The following is a 25,607-nucleotide window of genomic DNA, read 5'->3' as shown; positions in this document are numbered from 1 at the left end:
GGATACGTGAAGAATTCGCTGCAAGTCGCCGGCGGGGTCGTCGGTGCGGTCGCAGGCTTTATCGCCACACTGCTGATCCTGGAGCTGGTCGGCTTCGGAAACCGCGCCGACCCCATCACGTCGGGTATTCTGGCGCTGCTGCTGCTCGCGCCCCTTGGCGCGATCGCGGGTCTCGTCCTCGGCACGGCGCTGGCGACGCGGCTGCGCGGCGGAGAAAATACCGGCACACTTCTCCGTAACAGCCTGAAGGCACTTGCCGTTGTCGTCGCGCTCTGCATCGCAGCCGGCACGTCCTACTATGTTTACGCCGTCACGACGGCGACGCCCTGGCTTAATCCGAATGCAGCCAATCCGCTTCTCGTCTTCGAGGTGCGCCTCCCCGCCGGAGCGGCATTGCCGAACTCCGCCCGTGAGATGGCGATCGAACTGCAGACCAACATTAACCGCATGCCGGGTGAGCCCCGCTTCAACCAGTTCCGTAGCGACGGCGACAGGCCGGTGATCGCGGGCGACGTCGAACTGGCGTTCCGCACCGCGCACCGGCAATTGGAGATCAAGGTCAAAGACCAGCCCGACCGGCTTTACCTCATCGGCCTGTCGGCCAAGGCGCCGCACGCTTCGGAGCTTGGACCATGGCGAGCCAACGGCGACGGCAGCGAAATCCGCTATCGCGCCAAATGGCCGGGACGGGATTGAGCTACGCACGCTAGCGTTGAATGAAACCCGCTCGTTCGATGCGGGTAAGCGTGCCACAGTATCCGATCGATACATACCGGTGGTTGGTCGAAATCAGTCCGACCGCTATCAGTGACGGTTCCACGCATTCGTGGCCGTCGCGCGCTCGCTTGCGACATACCCTCAATATGCTACCCTATTGGCCGCTGGAAAGATTGTTTGCCTCACGCTGTCATTTACAGCTCTTGGAACAATCCGAGCCATGGCCCAGATTCGTGACATCAAGTCAGGTCGATTTGGCGCGCCACCGCGCGAACCAATGCCGCGCCGCCTTGCGGCCATCGTGGCAGGCGATATCTCCGGCTACAGCCGCCTCATGCAGATCGACGAAGAAGGCACGCACAACCGTGTCAAGCGCATCGAGCGCGATCTCATCGAACCCAGCATCCTGGAACATCACGGCAGACTCGTTAAAACCACCGGCGACGGGTTCATCGCGATTTTCGATAGTCCTGTCGAAGCCGTCCGCTGCAGCATCGTGATTCAACAAAATCTGGTGGGACGCAACGCGGCACTGCCGAAGCATCATTGGATCGAGTATCGAATTGGCGTCAATCTTGGCGATGTCATCATCGAAACCGACGACGTTTACGGCGACGGCGTCAATATCGCCACGCGGCTTGAAGGCATAGCCCAGCCCGGCGAAGTCTATATCTCCGGCGGCATCTACGAGCAGATAAAGCACAAGCTGGTTTGCGGATACGAGTCGCTCGGTGATCGCCATGTCAAGAACATCACCGACCCGGTGCGGGTCTATCGCGTGCTTCCCGACCCAGCCGCACTGCACGAGAATCGGAGGCGACGCGAAAGGATCCTGGCCCTTCTGCTCGTTCTTGCATTACTGATCATTGCGGGCGGCACTCTCTGGTACATGCTGGGGCAGCCTCGCAAGGCGACAGAACAGGCGTCGGCTCCTGTTTCATCTCCGGCGGAAGCGCCGAAGGCGCCTGCGCCTGCCGCAAAACAACGAGCGACGCCGCAACCCTCGCCTTCCGTTGCGCCAGCTCAACAACAGGCGGCGCCGCCAGCGCCGTCGGCATCTCCCGCCGCTCCCCAGACCCCACCGACGACGCAGGCAGCCGCCTCGGTTCGAGAGCCCGAGATGGTTTCACTTAGGGGTGGCAGCTTCACGATGGGCAGCAACGAAGATCCTTCGGAAAAGCCGGTCCGTCAGGTGACGGTCAAGCCGTTTGCGATGGGGAAATTTCCCGTCTCCGTGCGGGAGTGGAACGCATGCGCCGCTGCAAAGGCATGCGGATTCACGGCGAGCGGAAAGGACGATGCGCCGGTTGCAAACGTGAGTTGGAGCGACGCCAAGCAATATGTCGCGTGGCTTGCGGAAACCACCCGCAAGCCGTATCGGCTGCCGAGCGAAGCCGAATGGGAATATGCAGCGCGCGGCGGCACGCAGACCAAGTTTTGGTGGGGCGATCAGCTTCAGCCCGGCATGGTCAATTGCAAGAACTGCAGCGACATTCCAGCCGTCGATCAGCCGGTCAAGGTCGGCAGCCTGAAGCCAAATCCGTTTGGGCTATTCGATATGGGCGGCGGCGTCGATCAATGGGTCGAAGACTGCTGGCACAGAAATTATCAAGGCGCTCCGGCGGACGGATCAGCGTGGGTCGAGAATGCATGTCCCTCGCACGTGATCCGTTCCGGCTCATGGAGGAAAGACTCAGACTATGCTCGGACGTCAAGCCGCGGCAGCTATGACACCAACGTGCGATATCCCACCCACGGGTTCCGTGTCGCACTATCCCCCTAAGGAGCGTGAGAGGCAGTCATGAAGGTGATGCAGTGGATCGCTCTGTCAGCAGCGCTCACTGGCCTGCCGTTCGCTGCGTGCGCTCAGGGAAAGCCCGCAGCGAAGGATGCCCTTCTCTATTTCGTTTGGCCGCAGAACGGCGCGTCCATCAAAGGTGGATTTTGGTGCCGCTTTGGTCTGCGCAACATGGGCGTGACCCACGCCGGCGATAATTATCCAAACAGCGGCCATCATCATCTTCTGGTCAATGTGAACGAGCCGCTCAATCCGAACGAGCCGATCCCGCAAGACAAGTCACATCTTCATTTTGGGGCGGGTCAGACCGAAGCCCGGATCGAACTTCCACCCGGCAAGTACACGCTTCAGCTCGTGCTCGGCGATGCCGAACACTACCCGCACGTTCCTCCGGTGGTCTCGCAGAAAATTACCATCACGGTCAAATAGGGCAGAACTCTCCGCCGACTTGCATCGCGCATCGCTGCGCTTCGAATTACCTGTTTTGCGTGATCGGCTGATTGGTGGTCCAGTCGAAGGTACCTTGGTCGCGCTCGTCGACGGCGCGCTTCCAGCCCATCTCCTCCGACCGCCGCTTGAAGTTCAGCCCCTCGGGGGAATGCCGGGTAATGCCGTCGAACATGGTCGCGATCATTTGCGTCCCCATCAGCCCCATGTTGTAGAGCGCCTGGTTGACCATCAGCTTCTGCATCATGAGCTGGTTCTGCGGCACCGTCGCCATCCGGTGCGCGAGCGCGTCGACCTCGTCGTCGAGCCTGTCGGCCGGAACGGCTTTCAGCACGAGGCCGAGCGCCGCCGCTTCGACCCCGGTGATCTTGTCGCCGGTGAACAGCATCCGCTTGGCCTTTTCGGCGCCGAGCCGATAGACCCACATGGCGGTGGTCGGACAGCCCCAGACCCGAACCGGCGGATAGCCGATGCGCGCATCCTCCGCCATCACGATCAAGTCGGAGCAGAGTGCGATATCGGAGCCGCCGGCCACCGCAAAACCGTGCACCTTGCAGATCACCGGCCGCTTGGAACGGAACAGGCTCATGAACTTGTTGGTATTGTCGGACATGGCAGCGTAATCCTTCATCGGATCCCACGGCATTTCCTGCGTATAGCGATTGGCCTTGTCGCCGGAGGCGTAGGCCGTCAGGTCATATCCGGCGCAGAACGCTCGGCCCGCCCCCGCAAGCACGATCACATGCGCGCCCGGATCGTTGTCGGCGCGCGCGACCGCGTCCGCCAGCGCGTCCGGCAACTCGTCGTCGATCGCATTCATGACTTCCGGCCGGTTCAGCGTGATGCGGGCGATGCGACCGTCGCGCTCGTAGAGGACTTTGGCCATGTGCGGCTCCCCAGGAAAAAGATCAGATCTTGGCAAAGTCGCCGTGGCGGCCCTTGCCGGCTGCAAAGCGCGCGGCGCCGCTGGCGCCTTCCTTGAAGATGGCTTCGACGCCGTTGGTCCATTCCTGACGCAAGGCTTCGCGAACTGACAAACCATACGTCTCGACCACGGAGCGCCGATCAGCCCGCACCGCCGCTTGCGGAAACCGCGCGATCTCGCGCGCCATCGCTTCCGCCGCGGCGCGGGCGCCACCGCTCTCGACCACCTGCTCGCACATGCCGATGCGCAGCGCTTCGTCCGCCGGCACCTTGCGTCCTGTCAAAATGATTTCCATCGCGCGGCCTTGGCCGACCAGGCGTGCCAGACGCACGCTGCCGCCGTCCAGCAGCGGGATTCCCCAGCGGCGGCAATAGACGCCGAAATAGGCGCTCTCGGCCATCACGCGGATATCGCACCACAGCGCGAGCTCCATGCCGCCGGCCACGGCCGGCCCCTCCACCGCGGCGATCACGGGCTTCGACAATTCCAGCCGCGTCGGTCCTAGCGGACCGCGCGGCGCAGGGTTAGCGCCGGTCGGGAACGCCAGGCCATCGGCGACATGGCGCTGAAAGGCCTCGCGATCGGACAGCGTGCTGGCAAATTTGAGATCCCAGCCGGCGCAGAATGCACCACCCTCGCCCCACAACACGGCGACGCTGGCGGAGCCGTCGGCGTCAAATTCTCTGAAGGCCTGCGCCAGCGCGTCCGCGCTGGCGGGATCCATCGCGTTACGCGCTTCCGCAAACCGGCTGTGGATGACGGTCCACACCGCGCCCTGCTTTTCGATCCGGACCATTTCGCTTACTCCCTTACTGTTTTGATTTGCGTGCGGCCTTCGCGTTCTTCGGCGCCGCAGACGCAAGGCATTGCGCCAGCATCATGCGAAGCAACGTTTGCGCGCCGGTTTGCAGAAAATCCAGCCGGCCCGCGATCTGCAGCACGAGCGCCCCGATCATCTGGCTGGTCAGCAGCGCCACCCACGGCCGAACCTCTGAAGGCTTGAGGCCGCGCACTTCGGTCAGCGGCACCGCGATGCGTTCCAGCACCTTCCAAAGCGCCTGGTTGAGTTCCTCATCCGACGGCTTGCCGACGCCGAGCCGCTTGAGGCCGCGGAACGCATAGAGGCCCAGATTTATCTCGAAGCGATGATCGAGGTAGTAGTTCAGGAAGGCGCCGCAGGCCGCCTCGACCTGCGCTTCCGGCGTCCGCGCTTTAGCCACGGCCTGGGCGACGCAGGCATCGAGCGCCGCCAGCGACTGATTCAGCAGTTCGGCATAGATCGCCTCCTTGCTGTCGAACAGCGGATAGATCGCGCCCGTCGTGCAGCCGGCGCGAACCGCGATGCCGCGCATGGTGGCGCCTTCGAGCCCCTGCTCGGCGAATTCGTCGCGCGCGGCGCGCAGCAGAAGCTCGCGCTTCGCCCCCCTCACGACGTCCGACCAGTCCTTTGCGGCGGTTGCGGGTTTGCTCATGATAACAGTGTTATCAAATCAGCTGCTGTGACGTCAATAGTAACAATGATTTTACAAGGCGCGCCAATATGGCGGCGCACATCAAGTCAACGCTCGATCGATTGCGCGGGGGAAGGAGCGCGGACGACGCAGGGCGTCGTCCTGCAAAATGGTCGCGAGCGGAATGGCGATGATCGAAGCCGCGCTGACGCGGCGCGGATCGGTCGCACCATCGTTATTTTCGCCTGCCGTATTGGGGTGTATGGTCGATTGCGCAAACCCGGCCGGCGGCACTCGCGAGAGGAACTTAACGCGCCGGGTATTTCTGGCTGCTGCATGCCGCTGAGCCGTGTTGCCATTCATCGAGGCAAACAGGGAGGCAGTACGATGAACATTCGGCCCGACCCCACGTTTCACGCTTCGCCAAAGCTTGCCATGGAAGCTCCGCCGGAGAGCTTCGCCTACACCGTGCTGCTCAGCCCGGACTCTTCAAAGCCGGACGCACTCGCAGTCATCGACGTCAATCCGAATTCCCAGAGCTACAGTCAGGTCGTTCACACCGTGACGATGCCGAACAAGGGCGACGAGTTTCACCATTTCGGCTGGAACGCCTGCTCGTCGTCACTATCGCCGCTCACCGGACACGCCTTCCTCGAGCGCCGCTATCTGATCATCCCGGGCATGCGGTCTTCCCGCATCTACATCGTCGATACGAAGCCGGATCCCACCAAGGCGGCGATCCACAAGATCATCGAGCCGGAGGAAATCTTCAAAAAGACCGGATACTCGCGGCCCCACACCGTTCATTGCGGGCCGGAAGGCATCTATGTCTCTACGCTCGGCGGCGGTGGCAAGAACGGTACCGACGGACCGCCCGGCGTTTTCATCATGGATTGCGAGACATTCGAGGTGCTCGGACGGTGGGAGATCGATCGCGGCTCCCAGACAATGCACTATGATTTCTGGTGGAACCTGCCACGCGACTACATGGTGACGAGCGAGTGGGGGTTGCCGCCGCAGTTCGAGAACGGAATCGTGCCGGAGGATCTGCTCTCGAACAAGTACGGTCACCATATTCACTTCTGGGATCTACGGGCCCGGCGAAACGTGCAGACGATCGATCTCGGGGCCAATCATCAGATGGGGCTGGAAGTGCGTCCCGCGCATGATCCGGTTCGCGAGTACGGCTTTCTGGGCACCGTGGTCGACACCACAAATCTCGAAGGCTCGATCTGGACCTGGTGGCGCGAGGGCGGCAAGTTTCACGTCGAGAAGACGGCGACGATCCCGCCCGAGGCAGCGCCGAAGGAGCAATTGCCGCCGCTGCTGCAGGGCTTTGGCGCAGTGCCGCCGCTGGTGACGGACATCGACCTGTCGATGGATGACAAATTCCTCTACGTCGCCTGCTGGGGCACCGGCGAGATGCGTCAATACGATGTCAGAGACCCGCGAAAGCCAAAGCTTGCCGGCTCGGTACACATTGGCGGCATCACGCGCCGCACGCCGCATCCGAACGGCAAGGCCTTTGGAGGCGGTCCGCAGATGGTCGAGATCAGCCGCGACGGCAAGCGGGTGTACTGGACCAACTCGCTGTACTCGACGTGGGACAACCAGTTCTATCCCGATGGTGTCCCGGGCGCCATGGTGATGGCCAATGCGAAGCCGGACGGTGGTCTCGACCTGGCTAGGGATTACTGGGTCAATTTCCCCGACGGATACCGGTCACACCAGGTTCGGCTCGACGGTGGTGACTGTTCGACGGATTCATTCTGCTATCCGTCGGTTTGAATTTGAGTGCAGCCGACTGGACACCTGCGTGGCTCTGGCTGGCTGTCATCGCGAGCGGCCTCTACCATGGCGTCAACCCGGGCATGGGGTGGCCGCTCGCCGTTTCGGCCGGGTTGATGGAGAAGAGTCCGCGGGCGCTAGTGGCCGCGCTTTGGCCGCTCACGGCCGGCCACCTGCTCGCGATGCTGCTGGTGATCCTGCCCTTCGCGCTGCTCGTTGCCGTCGTCGAATGGCAGCGCACGATACAGATCGGCGCCAGCCTCCTCGTCATCGCCTTCGGTCTTTACCGGCTTGCCAACCGGCGCCATCCGAGAGTCCTGGCGCGGATATCGCCGGCGCAATTGGGGCTTTGGTCGTTCGCCGTGGCACTCGCCCACGGCGCGGCGCTGATGCTGGTGCCGATCTATCTCGGGCTCTGCCGGGAAACGGAACTCGACAGCGGCCACCAGGCCGCCGGTACTCTCATTAACGCCAATCTCGGCATGGCCGTTCTGGTTGCCATTGTCCACGCTGCCGCGATGATCGCCGCCGGCGGGTGCTGCGCGTGGCTCGCCTACCGCTATCTCGGTCTCAAATTCATATCGCAGAGCTGGTTCAATCTGGATACGACCTGGGCCGTCAGCCTCATCCTGGTGGGCGCTATTGCGCTGCTGTTCAGCGTAATCTAGCGCCGGCCGAGAGCCTTCAACGCAGCTTCTCGAGCAGCGCGATCAGTGTCTCGCGCTCCTTGGCATCCAGCGGGGCCAGCGTCTCCCGCGAGATCGCGAGCGCGTTCGGCGCGGCTTTTTCGGCGAGTTGCTGGCCGGCGCGGGTGAGACTCACCAGCAGGCGGCGGCCGTCCTCAGGGTCCGGGCTGGTCTCGGTCAGGCCGCGCGCGGTGAGGCGGTCGATCACGCCCTTGATGGTCGCAACATCCATCGCCGTCAGCCGTCCGAGCAGGTTCTGCGAGCACGGTCCGGTCTCGGTCAGTTTTGCAAGCGCCGCCCATTGCGCCGACGTCAAGTTGATGCCGATCTCGCGGGCGAAGATGGTGGCGTGGCGCTGCCAGACCTGGCGCAGGATGAAACCGATCTGCTCGTCGAGAATGTAAGACGGCCGCGCAGGCTTGACCGCTCGTTTCGGCGAAACACTCCTCCCCATTTTGCCGCCCCTTCCCTTGCTACCAGCTACAGCGACAGATGCGCGTCCCGGACGTCCGGCCGCGCGTCGAGTTCTGCCATCGTGCCGCCAAAGCAGATCTTGCCACGCTCGATAATGTAGGCGCGGTCGGAGATCAGCCGCGCGAAATGCAGGTTCTGCTCCGAGACCACGATGCTGACGCCTTCTCGCTTCATCGCGAGGATGGCCTCTACCATCTGCTCGACGATTTTTGGCGACAGCCCTTCCGACGGCTCGTCGAGCAGCACCAGCGACGGATTGCCCATCAGCGTCCGTGCGATGGTCAACATCTGCTGTTCGCCGCCGCTCATGCGTCCGCCCGGGCGGTTGCGCATTTCGCCGAGATTTGGAAACAGCGTGAACAATTTCTCGCGCGTCCACTGCGGCGCGTTCGGCCGTTTCGGCTGGCGGCCGACTTCGAGGTTTTCCTCGACCGTCAGGTCGGTGAAAATGCGCCGCTCCTCCGGCACATAACCGAGCCCGCCGCGCACGATCGCATGCGTCGGCTCGCGCGAGACGTCCTTGCCTTCGAAGACAATCCGCCCTGAACGATTCTCGACCAGGCCGACGATAGAGCGGAACGTGGTCGACTTGCCGGCGCCGTTGCGCCCGAGCAGCGCCACCACCTCGCCCTCGCCGACTTCGAGCGCGATATCGAACAGGATATGCGCCGGGCCATAAAAACTGTTGAGATCGGCGACCTGCAGCTTCATGCGCCGGCTCCCTCGCGGTGACGTGCGTCGTAGACCAGGCCTTCGCCGAGATAGATGGCGCGCACCTGCGGGTTGCCGCGGACCTCTTCCGGCGAGCCTTCGGCGATCAGGCTACCGCGGTTCAGCACCAGGATGCGGTCGGCATGTTCGAACACCACGTCCATGTCGTGCTCGGTGAAGAGCACGCCGATCGATTTTTCGCAGGCGATGCGCGCGGTCAGCCGCATCAACTCGATCCGCTCGCGCGGCGCCATGCCCGCGGTCGGTTCGTCCATCAGCAATAATTTCGGCTGGTTGGCGAGCGCGATGGCAAGCTCCAGCCGCTTCAGATCGCCATAGGCCAGCTCGCCGCACGGACGCCCGGCATAGGCGCCCATGCCGACGAGATCGAGCAGCCGGCCGGCCTCCTCGCGCGCGTAACTCGCGGTCGAGCCCCAGAGATTGAACAATTGCCGTCCATACGACACCAGCGCGACCTGCACGTTCTCGCGCACGGTCATGGTCGGGAACGTCGCGGTGATCTGGAACGTACGCCCGACTCCGAGCCGCCAGATCGCGCGCGGCTTCCGGCCGACCGTCTCCTCGCCGAGCAGCGTGATCCGGCCGCTGTCCGGTGTGTTCTGTCCGTTGAGCATGTCGAAACACGTGCTCTTGCCGGCGCCGTTGGGGCCGATCAGCGCGAGGATTTCGCCCGCGCGCAGTTCGAACGAAACGCTGCGCACGGCATGGACGCCGCCATAGGACTTGCTGAGATTTTGAACCGACAGCAGTGTGGGGACCATGCTCATTCGGCAACCTCTACCCGGGAGGTGGCGAGTGCAGATTTCTTGTCGTCGGAGGATCGCCGGCGATTCCAGATCGCCTCCAGCGTGCCGACGATTCCCTTGGGGAACGCCACCACCATCAGCACGATGAAGCCACCCAGCACCAGCTTGGAGAGATCGGTCTGGGCTGACCAGCCAGATGTTCGCCGCCTTGAACACGATGGCGCCGATGACCGCGCCGGAAACCGTCTCGACGCCGCCGAGCAGCACCATGACCAGCGCGTCCACCGACAGCGAGATGCCGAGGCTGTCCGGAAAGACGCTTCCCTTCAGATAGGCGAACAGCGCGCCGCCGATCCCTGCGACCGTGCCTGATATGACGAAGGCCGTCCATTGCACGCGCTTGCCGTTGATGCCGATTGCCTCGCTACGCAGCGGCGAGTCCCGTGTCGCGCGCAGCGCGAAACCGAACGGCGAGAATACGATCACCCGCAACACCGTCACCGCGAGCGCGGCGATCGCAAGCGACAGCCAGTAAAAACTGGCCGGGCCCGCGGCCCACTTGTCCGGCCAGACGCCCAAAATGCCGTTGTCGCCGCCGGTTACCGTGACCCACTGGAACGCGATCGACCAGACGATCTGCGCAAAGGCCAACGTCAGCATCGCGAAATAGACGCCGGATAGTTGCACGGCGAAGAAGCCGAACACGGCTGCACCGAGCAAGCCCAGCAAGGGGCCCAGCAGCAGCGATACGATCATCGGCAGTCCCGCCGCCTTGGCGAGGAACGCAACGCCATAGGCGCCAAGGCCGAAATAGGCCGCATGTCCAAACGAGGCGAGCCCTCCGACCGACATCAGGAAATGCAGGCTCGCGGCAAAGATCACGAAGATCGCAATCTCCGAGCCGACGGTCAGCGCGTAATTTCCTGCGAACAGCGGCAGCATGGCCGCAAGGACCAGCGCGCCGATCGACATCAGCCGCTCGCCCGAGGTCAGCGGTCGCCACGGATTGACGGTCAGCCCCGGCGTGCGGCGTGCGGCGGCCTCCGGCTTGCCGAACAGGCCCCATGGCCGCACGATCAGCACGACCGCCATCACCAGGAATACCAGGATGATGGAGATTTTCGGGAATATGAGAATGCCGAAGGCGTTCAGTTCGGACACCAGCACGGCGGCGACGAAGGCGCCGATGATGCTGCCGAGCCCGCCGATCACCACCACCACGAACACGTCGACGATGATGCGCAGGTCCAGCGCGTGATGCACGGCATCGCGCGGAATCTGCAGCGCGCCGCCGAGGGCTGCGAGAAAGACACCGAGCGCAAACACGCTGGTGAACAGCCATTTCTGATTGACGCCGAGCGCCGCCACCATGTCGCGGTCCTGCGTTGCCGCGCGCACCAGCACGCCCCAGCGCGTGCGCTGGAACAACAACCAGAGCACGCCGAGCACGACCGGACTGAGCCCGATCAGGAACAGATCGTAGCTCGGGATATTCTGTCCGAAGAAATCGACCGCGCCCTTGAAGCCGGGCGCGCGGCGGCCGAGCAGATCGTCGGGTCCCCAGATCAGCACCACGATATCCTGGACCATCAAGGTCAGGCCGAAGGTCGCGAGCAACTGGAACAGTTCCGGCGCATGATAGATCCGCCGCAGCAGTACCATCTCGACTAGCACGCCGACGACGGCCACGACTAGCGCCGCAACGACGATGCTGCCCCAAAAACCGAGCGCGCCGGAGAAACGTTCGGTCAGCGTGAACGCGACATAGGCGCCGAGCATGTAGAACGCGCCATGGGCGAAATTCACGATCCGCGTCACGCCGAAGATGATCGACAGCCCCGACGCGACCAGAAACAACGACGCCGCGCTGGCGAGACCGGTCAGGAACTGAACGAAGTAAAAGGCCATGGGCGGTCCGGGTTGGTGGTCGCTTTACCTCGCCCCGCTTGCGAGGAGAGGTCGGATCGCTCCTGCGATCCGGGTGAGGGGGTACAGGTCTATCGACTTGCATAGGACTCGCGGAGAGAGCCCCTCACCCCAACCCTCTAAGAGCGAGCTTCGCTCGTCTCGACCCCGCGAAGGGCGGGGAGAGGGAGAGAGAAGTTCAATCCTTCGGGCGCAGCTTGGCAACCTCCGCATCACCAGGGAGATAATCCGCCCCCTTGCGGTAAACCGAGTCCACCATCACGCCCTTGCCGTCCTTCAGCGCGGTCTTGCCGACATAGGCGCCAAGCGTCGACTGGTGATCGATCTTGCGGAAGGTGATTTCGCCGAACGGCGACGGCATCGACAGACCTTCGGTCGCTGCAATCAGCTTCTCCGGATCGATCGAATTGGCTTTCGCAAGGATTGCCGCGGCCGCCTTGATGGTCTGGTAGCCGACGATCGAACCCAACCGCGGATAATCGCTGTACTTGGCCTGATAGGCCTTCAGGAACTTGTCATGGTCCGGCGTCTTGATGTCGTACCAGGGATAACCCGTGACGATCCATCCCTCCGGCGTCTCGTCCTTCAGCGGATCAAGATATTCCGGCTCGCCGGTGAGGAAGGAGACCACCGAGCGCCCCTTGAACAGGCCGCGCGTGTTGCCCTCGCGCACGAGCTTGACCAGATCGGCGCCGAAGGTGACATTTAAGATCGCCTCAGGGTTGGCTGCGGCAACCGCCTGCACCACCGGACCGGCGTCGATCTTGCCCTGCGGCGGCCACTGCTCGTCGACCCACTGGATGTCGGGACGTTTTTCCGACATCAGCTTCTTGAATACCGCCACCGCCGACTGGCCGTATTCATAGTTCGGCGCAATCGTCGCCCAGCGCTTGGCCGGCAGTTTGGCGGCTTCTTCCACCAGCATCGCCGCCTGCATGTAGTTGGAAGGACGAAGCCGGAATGTGTAGCGATTGCCCTTGGACCAGGTGATGGCGTCGGTCAAAGGTTCTGCCGCCAGGAAGAATACTTTCTTCTGGTTGGCGAAATCGCTGACGGCCAGACCGATGTTGGAGAGAAACGTGCCGGTCAGCATCGCCACGTTCTCGCTCGAGGCCAGTTCGTTGGCCGCGGTCTGCGCGTCTGCCGGCTTGCCGCCGTCATCCTTGGAGATGACGACGAGCTTCTTGCCGTTAATGCCGCCCGCGGCGTTGACCTCCTCGACCGCGAGCTGCCAGCCCTTGCGATAGGGCTCGGTGAAGGCAGGCAACAGCGAATAGCTGTTGATCTCGCCGATCTTGATCTCGCTCTGTGCCATGGCGCTGCCGGCCATGCCGGCAACCGCGATCGCCAAACCTGCTCCAAGTACGTGTCTACGTCGCATCCCTACCTCCAATGTACTGTGAAACTATCTTAAACCGTCTTCGCCTTTGACTTCCGAAACCGTCAGTCCACCGACGCGAGGCAACGGCCTGCCGCTGTCGGTAACCGCAACCGCCACCATGATCTCGTTGGCGCGCGGCGCATCGTTGATCTGCACCTCCATGCCGTCGAAATGGCTGCGCACGAAGGCTGCGTCCTTGTGACCGAGCGGAATATCCAGCGTCGTTCCGGGACCGCTGCGCTTCTTCGACGACGGGATCAGCGCTGCGCCCTTGCTCAAAACTTTCCGCACCGGCGCGCCCATCTTCGGATGCAGGATCGCGGCCGCGTGTTCCAGTTCGCCGTTTTCGCCGACGGCTGCGGCCTTGCCGTAGCTGTGCGCCATGGCGCCGTCGATGCCGAGCGCCGCCACCGCTCTTTTGGAAAGTAGATCGCCGAGCTCCTCACCGATTTCGATCAACGGCGAGAGATCCTCGACGTAGCGGCCTGCAAAGGGATTCTCAATCACGGCGATCGCCGCTGCGCGCCGGGTCGGCGGCGCAACCTTCTGACCCATCTCGAGATGGGTCTCCTCGACCACCGTGACGATTTTGCGAATGATCGCACCCATTGTCAGCCTCGCTCCCGATCAAACATGCGCTGTTCCTTCCAGTGTGCTTCCATGAAACGCCGGCGCGCCTGCCTTGATCCCTGTTGCACCCACCACGGCCGTCTCGCCTAGTAGACGCAAGGCCGCACCTTCGATCAATCCCGCCGCAAGCAATTGCTGTGCCCGGCTCACCCCTGCCCTCAATGCGTCGTCGATTTCGCTCTCCCCGAGCACGCCGACATCGCGGGTAACAAGACGCGCGCCGAGATCGCTATCGGGCTGCAGTTCGTTCGCCGGGCAACGGATGATCGCGGGATGGTCGGGCAGATCGACCGTGTTGGCGATGATCGTGGCGGCGGCATCTGCCTGAGATGCCGTTTTCGCCAGCACGGTGACGGCATCCGCGATCCCCAGCGAAAAACTGCGGCCGTGCCGCCCGCTGGTCGCGACGCCCCGCACCGGATCGTCGGCGTCGATGTCAATCGTTCGCATCAGGCCATGCCGGTCGGGCCGATCCATCAGGCCCACGGTAAACTGCTCGCCGCCGGCGAGATGCAGCGCGATGTCACCGCCATTGTTGACGTAGGCGCGGTCGAGCCGTGCGGCGGCAAGCATCGCGCCGAGAATCTCCTCCGCGACGCTCCCCGCCACCGCTGCCATCGGCGTGATGAACTCTTCGGTCGCAAACGGCACGACAGCCGCATGCATGCGGCGCGCGACGACGCCCTTCAGTGGGCATCGAATCGGATCGGCGGCCATTCGGAGCTCAACCAACTCCTCGCAGAGTTCATCCAGCAGGCCGGTAAAGCGCCGCGCCGCCGCCTCATACGCAGCGCGCACATCGCCTTCCCTGCCCTTCGCCTTGATGACCAGATCGATCGGACCGTCCTGCAAATGCAGCCGCTTGCCGTCAGGAAGAAGCGCGATTTGCCGCAGCCGTTTCATGTGCGCCGTCCCGGGATGTAAGGCATCGGACGGAGCTCGGTGTTATCCCGCAACGACGCCAGCGGGCGCACGTGATCCATGTGCCCGCCAAGCGCGGCGTAATCCGAGAGCCGCAGCGTGAACTCGATCGGCGCCACCAGCGCCGGCGTCGGCACATAGCCGAACGCACCCGCCGGCATCTGCGTGACGTCGACCATGAAGGTGATGCCGCCACCGGGCCAGACATAGACCGGTGCGCCACCGCTGGTGACCCGCGTCAGTGCATCCTTGACCGAGCGCGTCAGCCGCACCGGATTGTCGGTGACGCCAGCACGCAGCGAGCCGCCGGCGCCGCCCATGAACAGCACCGTGCATAGCGCCGGCTCGCAATTTTCCTGGATACGCTCGACCGAGAACCGAAGGTCGGGCGGCATCTGCTTTTCGATCGGACGCAGCGCTTCATCAAGCTCGTAATAGGCCGCGTGCTCGCCCGTGGTCGAGACCATCAGCATGGTGAGGCCGGGCCGCGCTTCCTTTGGATTGAACGGCCCCAGCACTGACAGCGGATCGGAAATATTGGTGCCGCCCCAGCCGGTGCCGGGATCGGCGACCTGGAAATAACGGCCCGGCGTCGAGCGCCGCCCCTTCATCTTGATCCCGGTATCGGGAATATCGAGCAGCTTGCCGGCCTGGTGTTCCGAGAGAACGCCGGTGATGTGATCGTCCACAACCACGACTTCATCGACCTTGCCATGCCATTGCTTGGCGAACATGCCGATCGTCGCCGAGCCGCAGCCCACCCGCATGCGCTCTTCGGCAACCCCATTGACGATGGGGGGATAACCGGCCTGCACCACGACGGTAGCGCCGCCATCGATCGTCAGTTCCACCGGCTTGCAGTTGGAGAGGTCCATTAGCGCGTCGCAGGTGACACGGCCTTCCTTCTTGGAGCCGCCGGTCAGATGATGCACGCCACCGAGGGAGAGCATCTGCGAGCCGTATTCGCTGGTCGTCACATGGCCGATCGCCTCGCCTTCCGCGCGGACGGTCGCCGTCTCCGGGCCGAGATAGCGGTCAGTGTCGATCTTCACCTTGACGCCGCAATAGCTGAAGATGCCCTCGGTCACGACGGTGACCATGTCGACGCCATCGATCTCCGAGGACACGATAAAGGGCGCGGGCTTGTAATCCGGGTATGTGGTGCCGGCGCCGATGGCGGTCACGAACACGTTCGGTTCGTGGACGATCTTGCCATCCCAATCGCCGCCGCCGGCCTGGAACGGCACCAACCGTCCGCCATGCGATACCGTCTGTTCCAGCACGATATGCGGATCGACGCGCACCAGTTCACCGTTGTGATTGGCATAGCGATCGCACGCGCCGGCCGCGCCCGGTTTGATGTAGCACATCACCGGACAGGCATCGCAGCGGATCTTGTCGCCACTGGCGACGGTCGCATCGGTCATGAACAAGCCTGCAGTCGAGAAGGCGCCGATCGGAGCCGCTTCCTCGCGGCCCGATCACTTTGTTCGTATACGAATGATGTTGCGCGCGGACGGAAACGCTGTCAAGCGGCCCCTGCCGCGAAAGGCCCGACTTGCCGCATAATACCTCATTTGCCTCGCCGCTCTGATCATAAAGCGAGCAGCGCACTGCAGCGCGGATCGTGCGGCTTGCACGTTTGTACACAAACGGTATCTTTCGGCAGCGTCCAGCGCGTAGTTTGCAGCGCAACGAAGGCTTAGGAGAGCATGACGCAGAGCACGATGCGCCTCACCGTCAACGGCAAGACCTGGGATGTCGACGCCGCGCCCGACACCGCATTGCTTTACGTCCTGCGCAACGACCTCGCCTTGAACGGACCGAAATACGGCTGCGGTCTCGGCGAATGCGGCGCCTGCGCGGTGCTGATCGACGGCGTCGTCGCGCGCTCCTGCGTGATCCCGATCGAGGGCTGCACCGGGCGCGACATCGTGACGCTCGAAGGTCTCGGCACGCGCGAGCATCCCGATCCCGTGCAGCAGGCCTTCATCCGCGAACAGGCCGCGCAATGCGGCTACTGCCTCAACGGCATGATCATAGCGACCAAGGCCTTGTTGTTGCGTTCCCCTCACCCGTCGGACGATGAAGTGCTGGAAGCGCTGCGCCATCATCTCTGCCGCTGCGGCGCGCATGTCGAGATCATGCGTGCGGCGATGCGGGCCGCAGGCCGTGCCGTTGAGGCGCAGGCGTGATGACGGCTCCCGACACGACCGAGGATCGCGAACGTCTGCAGGGCACGCTGTCCGTCGTTCGTCCCGCCTCCCCCGTCGAAGCCGTCAAGTTCGAGACCTTCATCAGGATCACCGCCGACGGATCGGTCACCGCCTATAACGGCCATGTCGATCTCGGCACCGGCATTCGCACCGCGCTCGGACAGATCGTCGCGGAGGAACTCGACGTGTCCTTTGCGCGCGTCGTCGTCGTGCTGGGCGATACGTCGCTGGTGCCCAATCAAGGCGCGACGATCGCGAGCGAAACGATCCAGATCACCGCCGTGCCGCTGCGCAAGGCCGCTGCGCAGGCACGGCAGTTCCTGATCGCACGTGCGGCGGAGCGGCTGGAGCTTCCGGTCGAAGGACTCGTCATCGAGGACGGCCTGGTCCGCGGCAAGGACAACCGCAGCGTCAGCTATGGCGAACTGATTGTGGGCGAGACCATCCAGCTTGAACTGGCCGATGATGTTCCCGTGAAGTCTGTCGATGCCTACACCATTGTCGGCCAATCCGTGCCACGCGTCGATCTGCCGGCGAAGGCAACCGGCGAATTGGTCTACGTTCACGACATGCGCGTGCCCGGCATGCTGCATGGCCGCGTCGTTCGTCCGCCCTATGCCGGCGTCGATGTCGGTGATTTCATCGGCAACAGCCTGATCGCGGTCGACGAGTCCTCCGTGCGCGACATCCCCGGACTTGTCGCCGTTGTGAGGATCGGCGACTTCGTCGGCGTCGTCGCCGAGCGCGAGGAAAATGCGATCAAGGCCGCAGCGCAGTTGAAGGTTTCCTGGAAGCCGGTGCCGACGCTGCCCGACCTGCAGGACATCGAGACCGCGCTGCGTGCCAATCCGTCGACGCCGCGGACGCTGATCGACAAGGGCAATGTCGACGCGGCGATTGCCGGTGCGGCGAAGCCGATGCCGCGAACCTACATCTGGCCGTACCAGATGCACGCTTCGATCGGCCCTTCCTGCGCGGTTGCCGATTATCAGGAGGATCTGACGCGGGTCTGGTCCGGCACGCAGAACCCGCACCATCTGCGCACCGAGCTGGCACGGCTGATCCATCGCCGCGAAGCCGAGATCGAGGTGATCCGGATGGAGGCCGCAGGCTGCTACGGGCGCAACTGCGCCGATGACGTTTCCGCCGACGCGGTGCTGCTGTCGCGCGCCGTCGGCCGGCCCGTTCGCGTGCAATTGACGCGTGAGCAGGAACATGCGTGGGAGCCAAAGGGCACCGCACAGTTGATGGATGTCAATGGCGGGTTGAACGCCGACGGCAGCGTCGCCGGTTATGATTTTGCCACGCGCTATCCATCGAACGGTGCGCCGACGCTGGCATTGCTGCTGACCGGCACCATCCCGCACACACCAGTAATTTTCGAGATGGGCGACCGCACCGCGATCCCGCCCTACGACTACGAGAACCTGCGCGTAATAGCGAACGACATGCCGCCCATCGTGCGCGCCTCCTGGCTGCGCGGCGTCTCGGCGCTGCCGAACACCTTTGCGCATGAGTCCTGGATCGACGAATGCGCCGATGAAGCCGGCGTCGACCCGATCGAGTACCGCCTGCGCTATCTGAAGGACCCGCGCGCGATCGATCTCGTCAATGCGGTCGCCGAGCGCGCCGGCTGGAAGCCACGGCCGGTACGGCGGGAACCGGAAGCCGAAGGCGACATCGTTCGTGGGCGCGGCTTTGCCTACGCTCTCTATGTGCACAGCAAGTTTCCGGGCTATGGCGCGGCGTGGTCGGCGTGGATCGCCGATGTCGCCGTCAACAAGGCGACCGGCGATGTCAGCGTGACGCGCGTCGTGGCGGGACAGGACTCCGGCCTGATGATCAACCCGGAAGGCGTGCGCCACCAGATCCACGGCAACGTCATCCAGTCGACCAGCCGCGCGCTGATGGAGGAAGTGTCGTTCGATCGCACGTCGGTGACGGCGCGAGAATGGGGCGCCTACCCCATCATCAAATTCCCGGAGGTGCCCGAGATCGACGTGCTGATGCTGCCGCGGCAGGACCAGCCGCCGCTCGGCGTCGGTGAGTCCGCCTCCGTCCCCAGCGCGGCTGCCATCGCCAACGCCATCTTTGATGCGACGGGTGTGCGCTTTCGCGAATTGCCGTTCACGCCGGAACGTATCTTGCGGGGATTGCACGGCGAGGAACAGCATGCACCGGAAGCGTTGCCGTCGCCGACATCCGCGCCGCAGCCCGACCTGAACAGGTGGCAAAATCCTTTTGCCGGACGCCGCGGCGTGTTCGCGACAGCCGCAGCCCTGTGCGCCGCCGCGATCGGTATCGGCGCCGCCGTTTTGCCGTGGCGCGCGATCGCGCCGATCGTGCGGCCCGATGCCTCGGTCTATTCGGCCGCGACCATCGCCCGCGGCCAGCAACTCGCCGCCCTCGGTGACTGCGCGGTCTGCCACACCTCGGCGAACGGTATCCTCAACGCCGGTGGCAAGCCGTTGCCTACGCCTTTCGGTACGATCTATTCGACCAACATTACGCCCGATGTCGAAACCGGAATCGGCGCGTGGTCCTATCCCGCCTTCGAGCGCGCGATGCGGGAGGGAATCCATCGCGACGGCCGGCATCTCTATCCGGCATTTCCCTACACGCATTTCGCCAGGACCACTGACGCCGACATGCAGGCGCTCTACGCCTATCTGATGGCGCAGCCTGCGGTGCGCGCGGAGGCGCCGCAGAATGCACTGGCGTTTCCGTTCAACGTTCGTCCGCTGATGGCGGGGTGGAACGCGCTGTTCCACAAACCGACTCTATTCCAGGCCGACCCGACGAAATCCGAGATATGGAATCGCGGGGCCTATCTCGTCGAAGGCCTCGGCCATTGCAGCGCCTGCCATTCGCCGCGCAATGCACTGGGCGCGGAGAGGGCGAACGCCTATCTCGCCGGCGGATTTGCGGAAGGCTGGGAAGCTCCTGCGCTGACGTCGCTGTCGCAGGCGCCGATCCCGTGGAGTGAGGGTGAGCTTTACGCTTACCTGCGAACCGGCGAGTCGCGGCTTCACGGCGTCGCCGCCGGGCCGATGGCGCCCGTCGTAAAGGAGCTCACAGCACTTCCGGATTCGGATATCCGCGCCATGTCGGTCTATCTCGCTTCGTTCAATGAGACCTCCATGGATCCCGCGGCGCAGCAAGCGCTCGCCGCGAGACTGGAATCCTCGACCGGCACGCGCGCGTCGGCAGCCTCCAGCACCGGCGCCCGGCTCTATCAGGGCGCCTGCGCGGTGTGCCACGAAGTCGGCGGCGCGCCGCTGTTCGGCAGCCGGCCGTCGCTGGCGCTGAACAGCAATCTGCAGAGCGCCGTGCCTGATAATCTGATCCAGCTCATCCTGCATGGCATCGCGAAGCCGGCCGCAACCGACCTCGGCTATATGCCGGCCTTCAAGGACAGCCTGACCGACGGCCAGGTCGCGGAACTGGCCGCTTATCTGCGGCGGCAATTCGCCCCGGACAAGCCTGCCTGGACCGGTATCCAGGCGGCGGTCGGACGGATTCGGCAGGAATAGCGCGCTGAGCTGCCATGCCGCCGCCAAAACCCACTGGTTGGGCGGCCCCTGGCACGGTAGAGTTCCGCCATGGCAGTTACCGACATTGCGTCCCGAACCTATAACCATGGCTGGCGGCTCGACCCGATCGTGCGCAGCCTGCTCGACACCGATTTTTACAAGCTTTTGATGCTGCAGATGATCCGCGAATTCTATCCGGATCAGCGCGTTACCTTTTCGGTCATCAACCGCACGAAGCAGGTCCGCCTTGCCGAGATCATCGACGAGGGCGAACTGCGCGCGCAGCTCGATCATGCCCGCACCATCCGCTTCACCAAGAAGGAACTGATCTGGCTCGCGGGTAATACGTTCTACGGCAAGACCCAGATGTTCTCGCCCGACTTCATCAACTGGCTCGCCAGCTTTCGCCTGCCTGAATACGAATTGAACAAGGTCGACGGCCAGTACGAACTGCACTTCCATGGGCCGTGGACCCACACCACGATGTGGGAGATCCCGGCGCTTGCGATCATGAACGAGCTGCGTTCGCGACAGGCGACCAAGGGACAGGGACGCTTCGTGCTCGACGTGCTCTATGCCCGCGCCAAGGCCAAGCTGTGGTCCAAGGTCGAACGGCTGCGCAAGCTCGAAGGCTTGCGGCTGTCGGACTTCGGCACCCGCCGCCGCCACGGCCACCTCTGGCAGCGCTGGTGCGTCGAGGCGGTCAAGGAGGGACTCGGACCTTCGTTCACCGGCACCTCGAACGTGCTGCTGGCGATGGACAACGATCTCGAAGCGATCGGAACCAACGCGCATGAATTGCCGATGGTCGCAGCCGCGCTCGCCAATTCCGACGAGGAATTGCGCTGGGCGCCCTATCGTATCCTCGATCAGTGGCGACACACCTATGGCGGCAATCTTTTGATTGCGCTGCCCGACGCCTTCGGCACCAAGGTGTTTTTGCGCGACGCGCCGGACTGGCTCGCCGACTGGACCGGCTTTCGCCCGGACAGCGCGCCGCCGATCACGGCCGGCGAGGAGATCATCAAGTGGTGGAAGCAGAAGGGCCGCGATCCCAGGGAGAAGCTGCTGGTTTTCTCCGACGGCATGGACGTCGACTCGATCGAGGAGACCTATCGCCATTTCGCGGGACGCGTCCGTATCTCGTTCGGCTGGGGCACCAACCTGACCAATGATTTCGTCGGCTGCGCGCCCGATGGTTCCGCCGATCTCGATCCAATCTCGCTGGTCTGCAAGGTGACCTCGGTCGATGGACGGCCGGCGGTCAAGCTGTCCGACAATCCCGAGAAGGCGACCGGCTCCGCGTCCGAGGTCGAGCGTTATCTGCGCGTGTTCGGGAATGCCGGCCGCGTCCGCACTCCCGTGCACGTCTGAACCCACAAATATCAATTTCCAGCCACCTATCGACTTGACGAGCCCCGCATGCCCGCACCCAAGCCGCCTGCTTTCGAAACCCTGAGCCTGCACGCCGGCCAGCGCCCGGACCCCGCAACCGGCGCCCGTGCGGTGCCGATCTATCAGACGACTTCCTACGTGTTCCAGGATTCCGACCATGCCGCCGCGCTGTTCAACCTCGAGCGCGCCGGCCACATCTACACGCGCATTTCCAATCCCACGACGGCGGTGCTCGAGGAGCGCCTCGCCGCGCTCGAAGCCGGCGTCGGCGCGATCTGCACGGCGAGCGGCATGGCCGCAATGCATCTGGCGATCGCGACGCTGCTCAATGCCGGCGATCACATCGTCGCCTCCTCCTCGCTCTACGGCGGCACCATCAACCTGCTCGCCCACACGCTGCCACGCTTCGGCATCACCACCACCTTCGTCAAGCCGCGTGCCCTCGATGAATTCCGCACGGCGATAAAGTCGAATACGCGGCTCGTGATCGGCGAGACCATCGGCAATCCCGGGTTGGAGGTACTGGATATTCCCGATGTCGCCCAGATCGCGCATGACGCCAAAATTCCGCTGCTGATCGACAACACCTTTGCGACGCCGTTTCTTAGCCGCCCGATCGAGCTCGGCGCCGATATCGTGATGAACTCGGCGACCAAATGGATCGGCGGCCACGGCATCGCGATCGGCGGCGTCATCGTCGATGGCGGCCGGTTCGACTGGCACGCCTCGGGCAAATTCCCCCAGCTCACCGAACCCTATGCCGGCTATCACGGCATCGTTTTCGACGAGCAGTTCGGCCAGGCCGCCTTCATCATGCGCGCGCGCACGGAAGGTTTGCGCGATTTTGGCGCCTGCCTGTCGCCGACCAATGCGTTCCAGTTGTTGCAGGGCGTCGAGACGCTGGGCATCCGCATGGAGCGCCACATGAGCAATACGCTCGCGGTGCTCGAAGCGCTGACCGCCAACAAGGCCGTCGACTGGGTGCTGCATCCCGCGCTTGAGAATCATCCCGACCATCAGCTCGCGAAGCGACTGCTGCCGCGGGGCGCCGGATCGATCGTCTCTTTCGGCATCAAGGGCGGTCGGGCGGCGGGCAAGAGATTCATCGAATCGTTGCGGATGATCAGCCACCTTGCCAATGTCGGCGACGCCAAGACGCTGGTCATCCACCCCGCCAGCACCACGCATCAGCAGATGGACGCAGCCCAGTTGAAGGCCGCAGGCGTCGGCGAGGAGCTGGTGCGGCTGTCGGTCGGAATCGAAACCGTTTCCGATATCATCGACGATCTCGGCCAGGCGCTTCGCGCATCGCAGAAGGTTTGAACCATGCAGCTTTCCGTCAATGGTGCTGATGTCTTCGTTGCCACCGGCGGCCGTCCGTTCGATCCGTCGCTGCCTGCGGTGATGATGCTGCATGGTGCGGGTTTTGATCATTCGACCTGGGCGCTGCACAGCCGCTGGTTCGCGCATCACGGCTATTCAGTGCTGGCGCCGGACTTGCCGGCCCACGGCCGTTCTTCCGGCGCGCCGTTGCCGACCATCGCCGACATGGCCGACTGGACCGCGGCGCTGCTCGACTCGGCCGGCGCGCCGAAGGCCAAGCTGGTCGGGCATTCGATGGGCTCGCTGATCGCACTCGAGACTTCCGCGCGGCATCCGGAGAAGGTATCCGGCCTCAGCCTGATCGGCACCGCCGCCGCGATGACGGTGGGGCCCGATCTGCTCAAGGCCGCGGAGTTCAACAATCCCGATGCCATCGACATGGTCTCGATCTGGGGTCTCGGCTTCAAGGCCGAACTCGGTGGCAGCCTCGCGCCGGGACTGTGGATGCACCAGGGCACGCAGCGCGTGCTGCAGCAAACGCGGCCGGGCGTGCTGTACAACGATCTCAATGCCTGCAACTCGTATCAGAACGCGCTCGCCGCCGCCGCGCAGGTGAAGGTGCCCGCCACCTTCATTCTCGGCGAGCGTGACATGATGACGCCCGCGAAGGCCGGCAAGACTCTCGCGGCAGCGACGCCGAATTCGCGCACCGTTGTCGTTCCAGGGGCTGGCCACATGATCATGGCCGAAGCGCCGGACGAGTTGCTGGCGGCGTTGCGTCAATAGTAGTCTCGCTTCTTTCCTTCTCCCCTTGTGGGAGAAGGTGGCGCGCAGCGCCGGATGAGGGGTCTCTATCCGCGGAGAGAGACCCCTCACCCGTCGCCGAACTTCGTTCGGCGCCACCCTCTCCCACAAGGGGAGAGGGGAAGCAGCGCCAGCTGATATAGTCCTTACTACCTCCCCGCCGGCTTGCGCTCCACCGGATGGACGTCGATCGCGCGCAACCTTCCCATTCGCAGCACGTCCATCGCGAGCGTGCGGCCGATGCGGTCGCGGTCGAGGGCGCGGATCAGATCGTCGACGCCGTTGATTTCGATGCCGTCCAACCTGACAACGACATCGCCGGGCAGCAGCCCCGCCTTCTCCGCCGGACTATCCGGCTCGATCTGCGCCAGCAGCGCGCCCATCTTGTTGTCGACGCCGGCGACCACCGCGTGACGCCGCGGGATCGGCGCGGTCTGTCCGGCGACGCCGATATAGGCGCGGCGGACGTAGCCGTGACGGATGATCTCGGACAGCACGAACTGCGCGGTGTTGCTGGCGACCGCAAAGCAGATGCCCTGCGCGCCGTTGATGATCGCAGTATTGATGCCGATCACCTCAGATGCCGACGACACCAGCGGCCCGCCGGAATTGCCGGGATTGAGCGCGGCGTCGGTCTGGATCACGTCCTCGATGGTACGTCCGCTCACCGAGCGGATGGATCGGCCGAGCGCCGACACCACGCCGGCTGTCACCGTCGATTCGAATCCGAGCGGATTGCCGATCGCGACCACGAGTTGGCCGCGGCGCAGGCTCTTGGAATTGCCCAGCGAGGCGTAGCGCAGATCGCGCGCGCCATCGGCCCGCAGCAGCGCGAGGTCGGTATCGGGATCGACACCCAACACATGCGCGTCGGTGACAAAGCCTTCGATGTCGCGCAGCCTGATCTCTTTCGATGACCCGACCACATGGCTGTTAGTCAGCACGAGACCATCGGGCGAGATCACGATGCCGGAGCCAAGTCCGCCACGCTCACGCACGCTGCGCACTTTCGGCCCCGTCTCGACGCGCACGACGGCTGGGCCGACGCGCTCGGTCACGTCGATCACGGCATTGGAATAGGCATCGAGCAAGACCCGGTCATTGTCCCGGGCAGGCTCGGCCGTTCGCGATGACGGCCCGTCATCGGCGATATCTGAGGTAAAATCCAACATGGCGAGATTCCTTCGGCTCATCAGATGGTGGCCGGGAACCGTATGCGCAAGATGTCCGCGTTCGCCGCAAGGCTGGCCTGCTACGGCGCCCGCCTGAGCGTCCCCGACCTTGCCCTGACCGGATCGAGCAGCGCCCAGTCACCCTCCTCCAGCGTGTAGCCCTTGGGGAATGGTGCGCGAAGCTCCAACCCGAGCGAGCGCAACACCCGGTCGTCACGGTAATAGCATTGCAGCACGACGCGGACGAGCGTCGCTGCCGCGGCGCCTCCGGTGGCGCGGAACTCGTTCGCTATCGCCTCGCGCCTGGCCGTATCGAGTTCGGCCAGGGGCTGGCCGGCGAGACGCGCGAGATGATCGAGCGCCTGCTTGACCCGCGCGGTGTCGCGGCCGAGCGTCGCCAGCATGTCGGCCTGGATCGCGGGATCGTCCGCGCCGGGCACCTTGTACTCGTCGCTGGCGGGAACGATCATCGCAGCGACGGTGCGGAGATCATCGCGTTGGGCCGGGGTCAGTTGATTTGCTGGGGACATGTTTGCTGCGGA

Annotated in this window: 23 protein-coding genes and 1 pseudogene; 10 read left to right on the top strand and 14 right to left on the bottom strand. The window is 64.0% G+C overall.

Annotated features, from left to right (window positions below):
• The first annotated feature begins 6 nt into the window (after positions 1 to 6).
• The 3 genes from V1294_RS14390 to V1294_RS14380 all read left to right on the top strand — a co-directional run bounded on the left by V1294_RS14390 (position 7) and on the right by V1294_RS14380 (position 2,944).
• Positions 7 to 696 (top strand): hypothetical protein, encoded by a 690-nt coding sequence (locus V1294_RS14390; RefSeq protein ID WP_334497949.1) that lies wholly within the window; start codon positions 7 to 9, stop codon positions 694 to 696.
• A 241-nt stretch (positions 697 to 937) separates the two neighbouring features.
• Positions 938 to 2,500, top strand: coding sequence for an SUMF1/EgtB/PvdO family nonheme iron enzyme (locus V1294_RS14385; protein ID WP_334489827.1), 1,563 nt, complete (start codon positions 938 to 940; stop codon positions 2,498 to 2,500).
• Between the two features lie 18 nt (positions 2,501 to 2,518).
• Positions 2,519 to 2,944 (top strand): DUF4399 domain-containing protein, encoded by a 426-nt coding sequence (locus V1294_RS14380; protein WP_334482816.1) that lies wholly within the window; start codon positions 2,519 to 2,521, stop codon positions 2,942 to 2,944.
• Positions 2,945 to 2,990: 46 nt separating this feature from the next.
• On the opposite strand, the gene V1294_RS14375 is transcribed toward V1294_RS14380, so the two are convergent.
• From V1294_RS14375 to V1294_RS14360, 4 genes are all read right to left on the bottom strand, one after another.
• Entirely contained in the window at positions 2,991 to 3,848 is an 858-nt protein-coding gene (locus V1294_RS14375; protein ID WP_334482819.1) for a crotonase/enoyl-CoA hydratase family protein, read from the bottom strand.
• A 22-nt stretch (positions 3,849 to 3,870) separates the two neighbouring features.
• Positions 3,871 to 4,683 carry a crotonase/enoyl-CoA hydratase family protein gene (locus tag V1294_RS14370; RefSeq protein WP_334482821.1) on the bottom strand — a complete coding sequence of 271 codons (813 nt, stop codon included), beginning with the start codon at positions 4,681 to 4,683 and terminating at the stop codon, positions 3,871 to 3,873.
• 13 nt (positions 4,684 to 4,696) lie between these two features.
• On the bottom strand, positions 4,697 to 5,359 hold the full coding sequence (locus tag V1294_RS14365; protein ID WP_334482824.1) for a TetR/AcrR family transcriptional regulator: 663 nt from the start codon (positions 5,357 to 5,359) through the stop codon (positions 4,697 to 4,699).
• Between the two features lie 81 nt (positions 5,360 to 5,440).
• On the bottom strand, positions 5,441 to 5,701 hold the full coding sequence (locus V1294_RS14360) for a hypothetical protein (protein WP_334482827.1): 261 nt from the start codon (positions 5,699 to 5,701) through the stop codon (positions 5,441 to 5,443).
• Positions 5,702 to 5,725: 24 nt separating this feature from the next.
• Between V1294_RS14360 and V1294_RS14355 the strand changes: the two genes are divergently transcribed.
• Entirely contained in the window at positions 5,726 to 7,126 is a 1,401-nt protein-coding gene (locus V1294_RS14355; RefSeq protein ID WP_334497948.1) for a selenium-binding protein SBP56-related protein, read from the top strand.
• 2 nt (positions 7,127 to 7,128) lie between these two features.
• The gene (locus V1294_RS14350) at positions 7,129 to 7,794 is read left to right on the top strand and encodes a hypothetical protein (protein WP_334497947.1); all 666 of its coding nucleotides are present in this window, start codon (positions 7,129 to 7,131) and stop codon (positions 7,792 to 7,794) included.
• Positions 7,795 to 7,810: 16 nt separating this feature from the next.
• On the opposite strand, the gene V1294_RS14345 is transcribed toward V1294_RS14350, so the two are convergent.
• From V1294_RS14345 to V1294_RS14310, 8 genes and pseudogenes are all read right to left on the bottom strand, one after another.
• Positions 7,811 to 8,266 carry a MarR family winged helix-turn-helix transcriptional regulator gene (locus V1294_RS14345; protein ID WP_334497945.1) on the bottom strand — a complete coding sequence of 152 codons (456 nt, stop codon included), beginning with the start codon at positions 8,264 to 8,266 and terminating at the stop codon, positions 7,811 to 7,813.
• 26 nt (positions 8,267 to 8,292) lie between these two features.
• Entirely contained in the window at positions 8,293 to 8,997 is a 705-nt protein-coding gene (locus V1294_RS14340) for an ABC transporter ATP-binding protein (protein WP_108514642.1), read from the bottom strand.
• On the bottom strand, positions 8,994 to 9,785 hold the full coding sequence (locus tag V1294_RS14335) for an ABC transporter ATP-binding protein (RefSeq protein ID WP_334497942.1): 792 nt from the start codon (positions 9,783 to 9,785) through the stop codon (positions 8,994 to 8,996). Before V1294_RS14335 ends, V1294_RS14340 begins: the two co-directional genes overlap by 4 nt.
• Positions 9,782 to 11,672: pseudogene (locus tag V1294_RS14330) on the bottom strand (ABC transporter permease). Before V1294_RS14330 ends, V1294_RS14335 begins: the two are co-directional and overlap by 4 nt.
• 196 nt (positions 11,673 to 11,868) lie before the next feature.
• Positions 11,869 to 13,071: an ABC transporter substrate-binding protein gene (locus V1294_RS14325; protein ID WP_334497941.1), complete on the bottom strand. Its 1,203-nt coding sequence runs from the start codon at positions 13,069 to 13,071 to the stop codon at positions 11,869 to 11,871.
• Positions 13,072 to 13,095: 24 nt separating this feature from the next.
• On the bottom strand, positions 13,096 to 13,680 hold the full coding sequence (locus tag V1294_RS14320) for an amino acid synthesis family protein (RefSeq protein ID WP_334482846.1): 585 nt from the start codon (positions 13,678 to 13,680) through the stop codon (positions 13,096 to 13,098).
• An 18-nt stretch (positions 13,681 to 13,698) separates the two neighbouring features.
• Entirely contained in the window at positions 13,699 to 14,604 is a 906-nt protein-coding gene (locus tag V1294_RS14315) for a UPF0280 family protein (RefSeq protein ID WP_334497939.1), read from the bottom strand.
• Positions 14,601 to 16,049: a 6-hydroxynicotinate reductase gene (locus V1294_RS14310; RefSeq protein ID WP_334497937.1), complete on the bottom strand. Its 1,449-nt coding sequence runs from the start codon at positions 16,047 to 16,049 to the stop codon at positions 14,601 to 14,603. Before V1294_RS14310 ends, V1294_RS14315 begins: the two co-directional genes overlap by 4 nt.
• Positions 16,050 to 16,334: 285 nt before the next feature.
• Here V1294_RS14310 and V1294_RS14305 point away from each other — a divergent pair, with 285 nt between their 5' ends.
• The 5 genes from V1294_RS14305 to V1294_RS14285 all read left to right on the top strand — a co-directional run bounded on the left by V1294_RS14305 (position 16,335) and on the right by V1294_RS14285 (position 23,875).
• Complete coding sequence (locus V1294_RS14305; protein WP_334497935.1) at positions 16,335 to 16,817, top strand: (2Fe-2S)-binding protein; 483 nt, start codon at positions 16,335 to 16,337, stop codon at positions 16,815 to 16,817.
• On the top strand, positions 16,817 to 20,371 hold the full coding sequence (locus V1294_RS14300; protein ID WP_334497933.1) for a molybdopterin cofactor-binding domain-containing protein: 3,555 nt from the start codon (positions 16,817 to 16,819) through the stop codon (positions 20,369 to 20,371). The genes V1294_RS14305 and V1294_RS14300 overlap by 1 nt, the downstream gene beginning before the upstream one ends.
• 69 nt (positions 20,372 to 20,440) lie before the next feature.
• Positions 20,441 to 21,745 carry a nicotinate phosphoribosyltransferase gene (gene pncB / locus V1294_RS14295; protein WP_108514656.1) on the top strand — a complete coding sequence of 435 codons (1,305 nt, stop codon included), beginning with the start codon at positions 20,441 to 20,443 and terminating at the stop codon, positions 21,743 to 21,745.
• Between the two features lie 48 nt (positions 21,746 to 21,793).
• Positions 21,794 to 23,089, top strand: coding sequence for an O-acetylhomoserine aminocarboxypropyltransferase (locus V1294_RS14290; protein ID WP_334497931.1), 1,296 nt, complete (start codon positions 21,794 to 21,796; stop codon positions 23,087 to 23,089).
• A gap of 3 nt (positions 23,090 to 23,092) precedes the next feature.
• Positions 23,093 to 23,875, top strand: coding sequence for an alpha/beta fold hydrolase (locus V1294_RS14285; protein WP_334497929.1), 783 nt, complete (start codon positions 23,093 to 23,095; stop codon positions 23,873 to 23,875).
• A 167-nt stretch (positions 23,876 to 24,042) separates the two neighbouring features.
• Here V1294_RS14285 and V1294_RS14280 read toward each other — a convergent pair whose 3' ends face one another.
• Positions 24,043 to 25,065: a S1C family serine protease gene (locus V1294_RS14280; protein WP_334497927.1), complete on the bottom strand. Its 1,023-nt coding sequence runs from the start codon at positions 25,063 to 25,065 to the stop codon at positions 24,043 to 24,045.
• 80 nt (positions 25,066 to 25,145) lie between these two features.
• On the bottom strand, positions 25,146 to 25,595 hold the full coding sequence (locus V1294_RS14275; protein ID WP_334497926.1) for a hypothetical protein: 450 nt from the start codon (positions 25,593 to 25,595) through the stop codon (positions 25,146 to 25,148).
• Positions 25,596 to 25,607: the final 12 nt, after the last annotated feature.

Origin of the sequence: Bradyrhizobium sp. AZCC 1678 (assembly GCF_036924765.1) — a bacterium.
In the GTDB taxonomy this organism is placed as follows: Bacteria; Pseudomonadota; Alphaproteobacteria; order Rhizobiales; family Xanthobacteraceae; genus Bradyrhizobium; species Bradyrhizobium algeriense.
The sequence above is the reverse complement of the archived record's forward strand: the minus strand, read 5'-3'. Positions and strand labels throughout refer to the sequence as shown.

Coding starts and splice junctions, on each gene's coding strand:
- V1294_RS14360 (WP_334482827.1), bottom strand. CDS start 5,701: ATGAATGGCAACACGGCTCAGCGGCATGCAGCAGCCAGAAATACCCGG.
- V1294_RS14385 (WP_334489827.1), top strand. CDS start 938: ATGGCCCAGATTCGTGACATCAAGTCAGGTCGATTTGGCGCGCCACCG.
- V1294_RS14290 (WP_334497931.1), top strand. CDS start 21,794: ATGCCCGCACCCAAGCCGCCTGCTTTCGAAACCCTGAGCCTGCACGCC.
- V1294_RS14345 (WP_334497945.1), bottom strand. CDS start 8,266: ATGGGGAGGAGTGTTTCGCCGAAACGAGCGGTCAAGCCTGCGCGGCCG.
- V1294_RS14365 (WP_334482824.1), bottom strand. CDS start 5,359: ATGAGCAAACCCGCAACCGCCGCAAAGGACTGGTCGGACGTCGTGAGG.
- V1294_RS14370 (WP_334482821.1), bottom strand. CDS start 4,683: ATGGTCCGGATCGAAAAGCAGGGCGCGGTGTGGACCGTCATCCACAGC.
- V1294_RS14335 (WP_334497942.1), bottom strand. CDS start 9,785: ATGAGCATGGTCCCCACACTGCTGTCGGTTCAAAATCTCAGCAAGTCC.
- V1294_RS14325 (WP_334497941.1), bottom strand. CDS start 13,071: ATGCGACGTAGACACGTACTTGGAGCAGGTTTGGCGATCGCGGTTGCC.
- V1294_RS14320 (WP_334482846.1), bottom strand. CDS start 13,680: ATGGGTGCGATCATTCGCAAAATCGTCACGGTGGTCGAGGAGACCCAT.
- V1294_RS14285 (WP_334497929.1), top strand. CDS start 23,093: ATGCAGCTTTCCGTCAATGGTGCTGATGTCTTCGTTGCCACCGGCGGC.
- V1294_RS14305 (WP_334497935.1), top strand. CDS start 16,335: ATGACGCAGAGCACGATGCGCCTCACCGTCAACGGCAAGACCTGGGAT.
- V1294_RS14310 (WP_334497937.1), bottom strand. CDS start 16,049: ATGACCGATGCGACCGTCGCCAGTGGCGACAAGATCCGCTGCGATGCC.
- V1294_RS14315 (WP_334497939.1), bottom strand. CDS start 14,604: ATGAAACGGCTGCGGCAAATCGCGCTTCTTCCTGACGGCAAGCGGCTG.
- V1294_RS14375 (WP_334482819.1), bottom strand. CDS start 3,848: ATGGCCAAAGTCCTCTACGAGCGCGACGGTCGCATCGCCCGCATCACG.
- V1294_RS14300 (WP_334497933.1), top strand. CDS start 16,817: ATGACGGCTCCCGACACGACCGAGGATCGCGAACGTCTGCAGGGCACG.
- V1294_RS14275 (WP_334497926.1), bottom strand. CDS start 25,595: ATGTCCCCAGCAAATCAACTGACCCCGGCCCAACGCGATGATCTCCGC.
- pncB (WP_108514656.1), top strand. CDS start 20,441: ATGGCAGTTACCGACATTGCGTCCCGAACCTATAACCATGGCTGGCGG.
- V1294_RS14380 (WP_334482816.1), top strand. CDS start 2,519: ATGAAGGTGATGCAGTGGATCGCTCTGTCAGCAGCGCTCACTGGCCTG.
- V1294_RS14355 (WP_334497948.1), top strand. CDS start 5,726: ATGAACATTCGGCCCGACCCCACGTTTCACGCTTCGCCAAAGCTTGCC.
- V1294_RS14340 (WP_108514642.1), bottom strand. CDS start 8,997: ATGAAGCTGCAGGTCGCCGATCTCAACAGTTTTTATGGCCCGGCGCAT.
- V1294_RS14280 (WP_334497927.1), bottom strand. CDS start 25,065: ATGTTGGATTTTACCTCAGATATCGCCGATGACGGGCCGTCATCGCGA.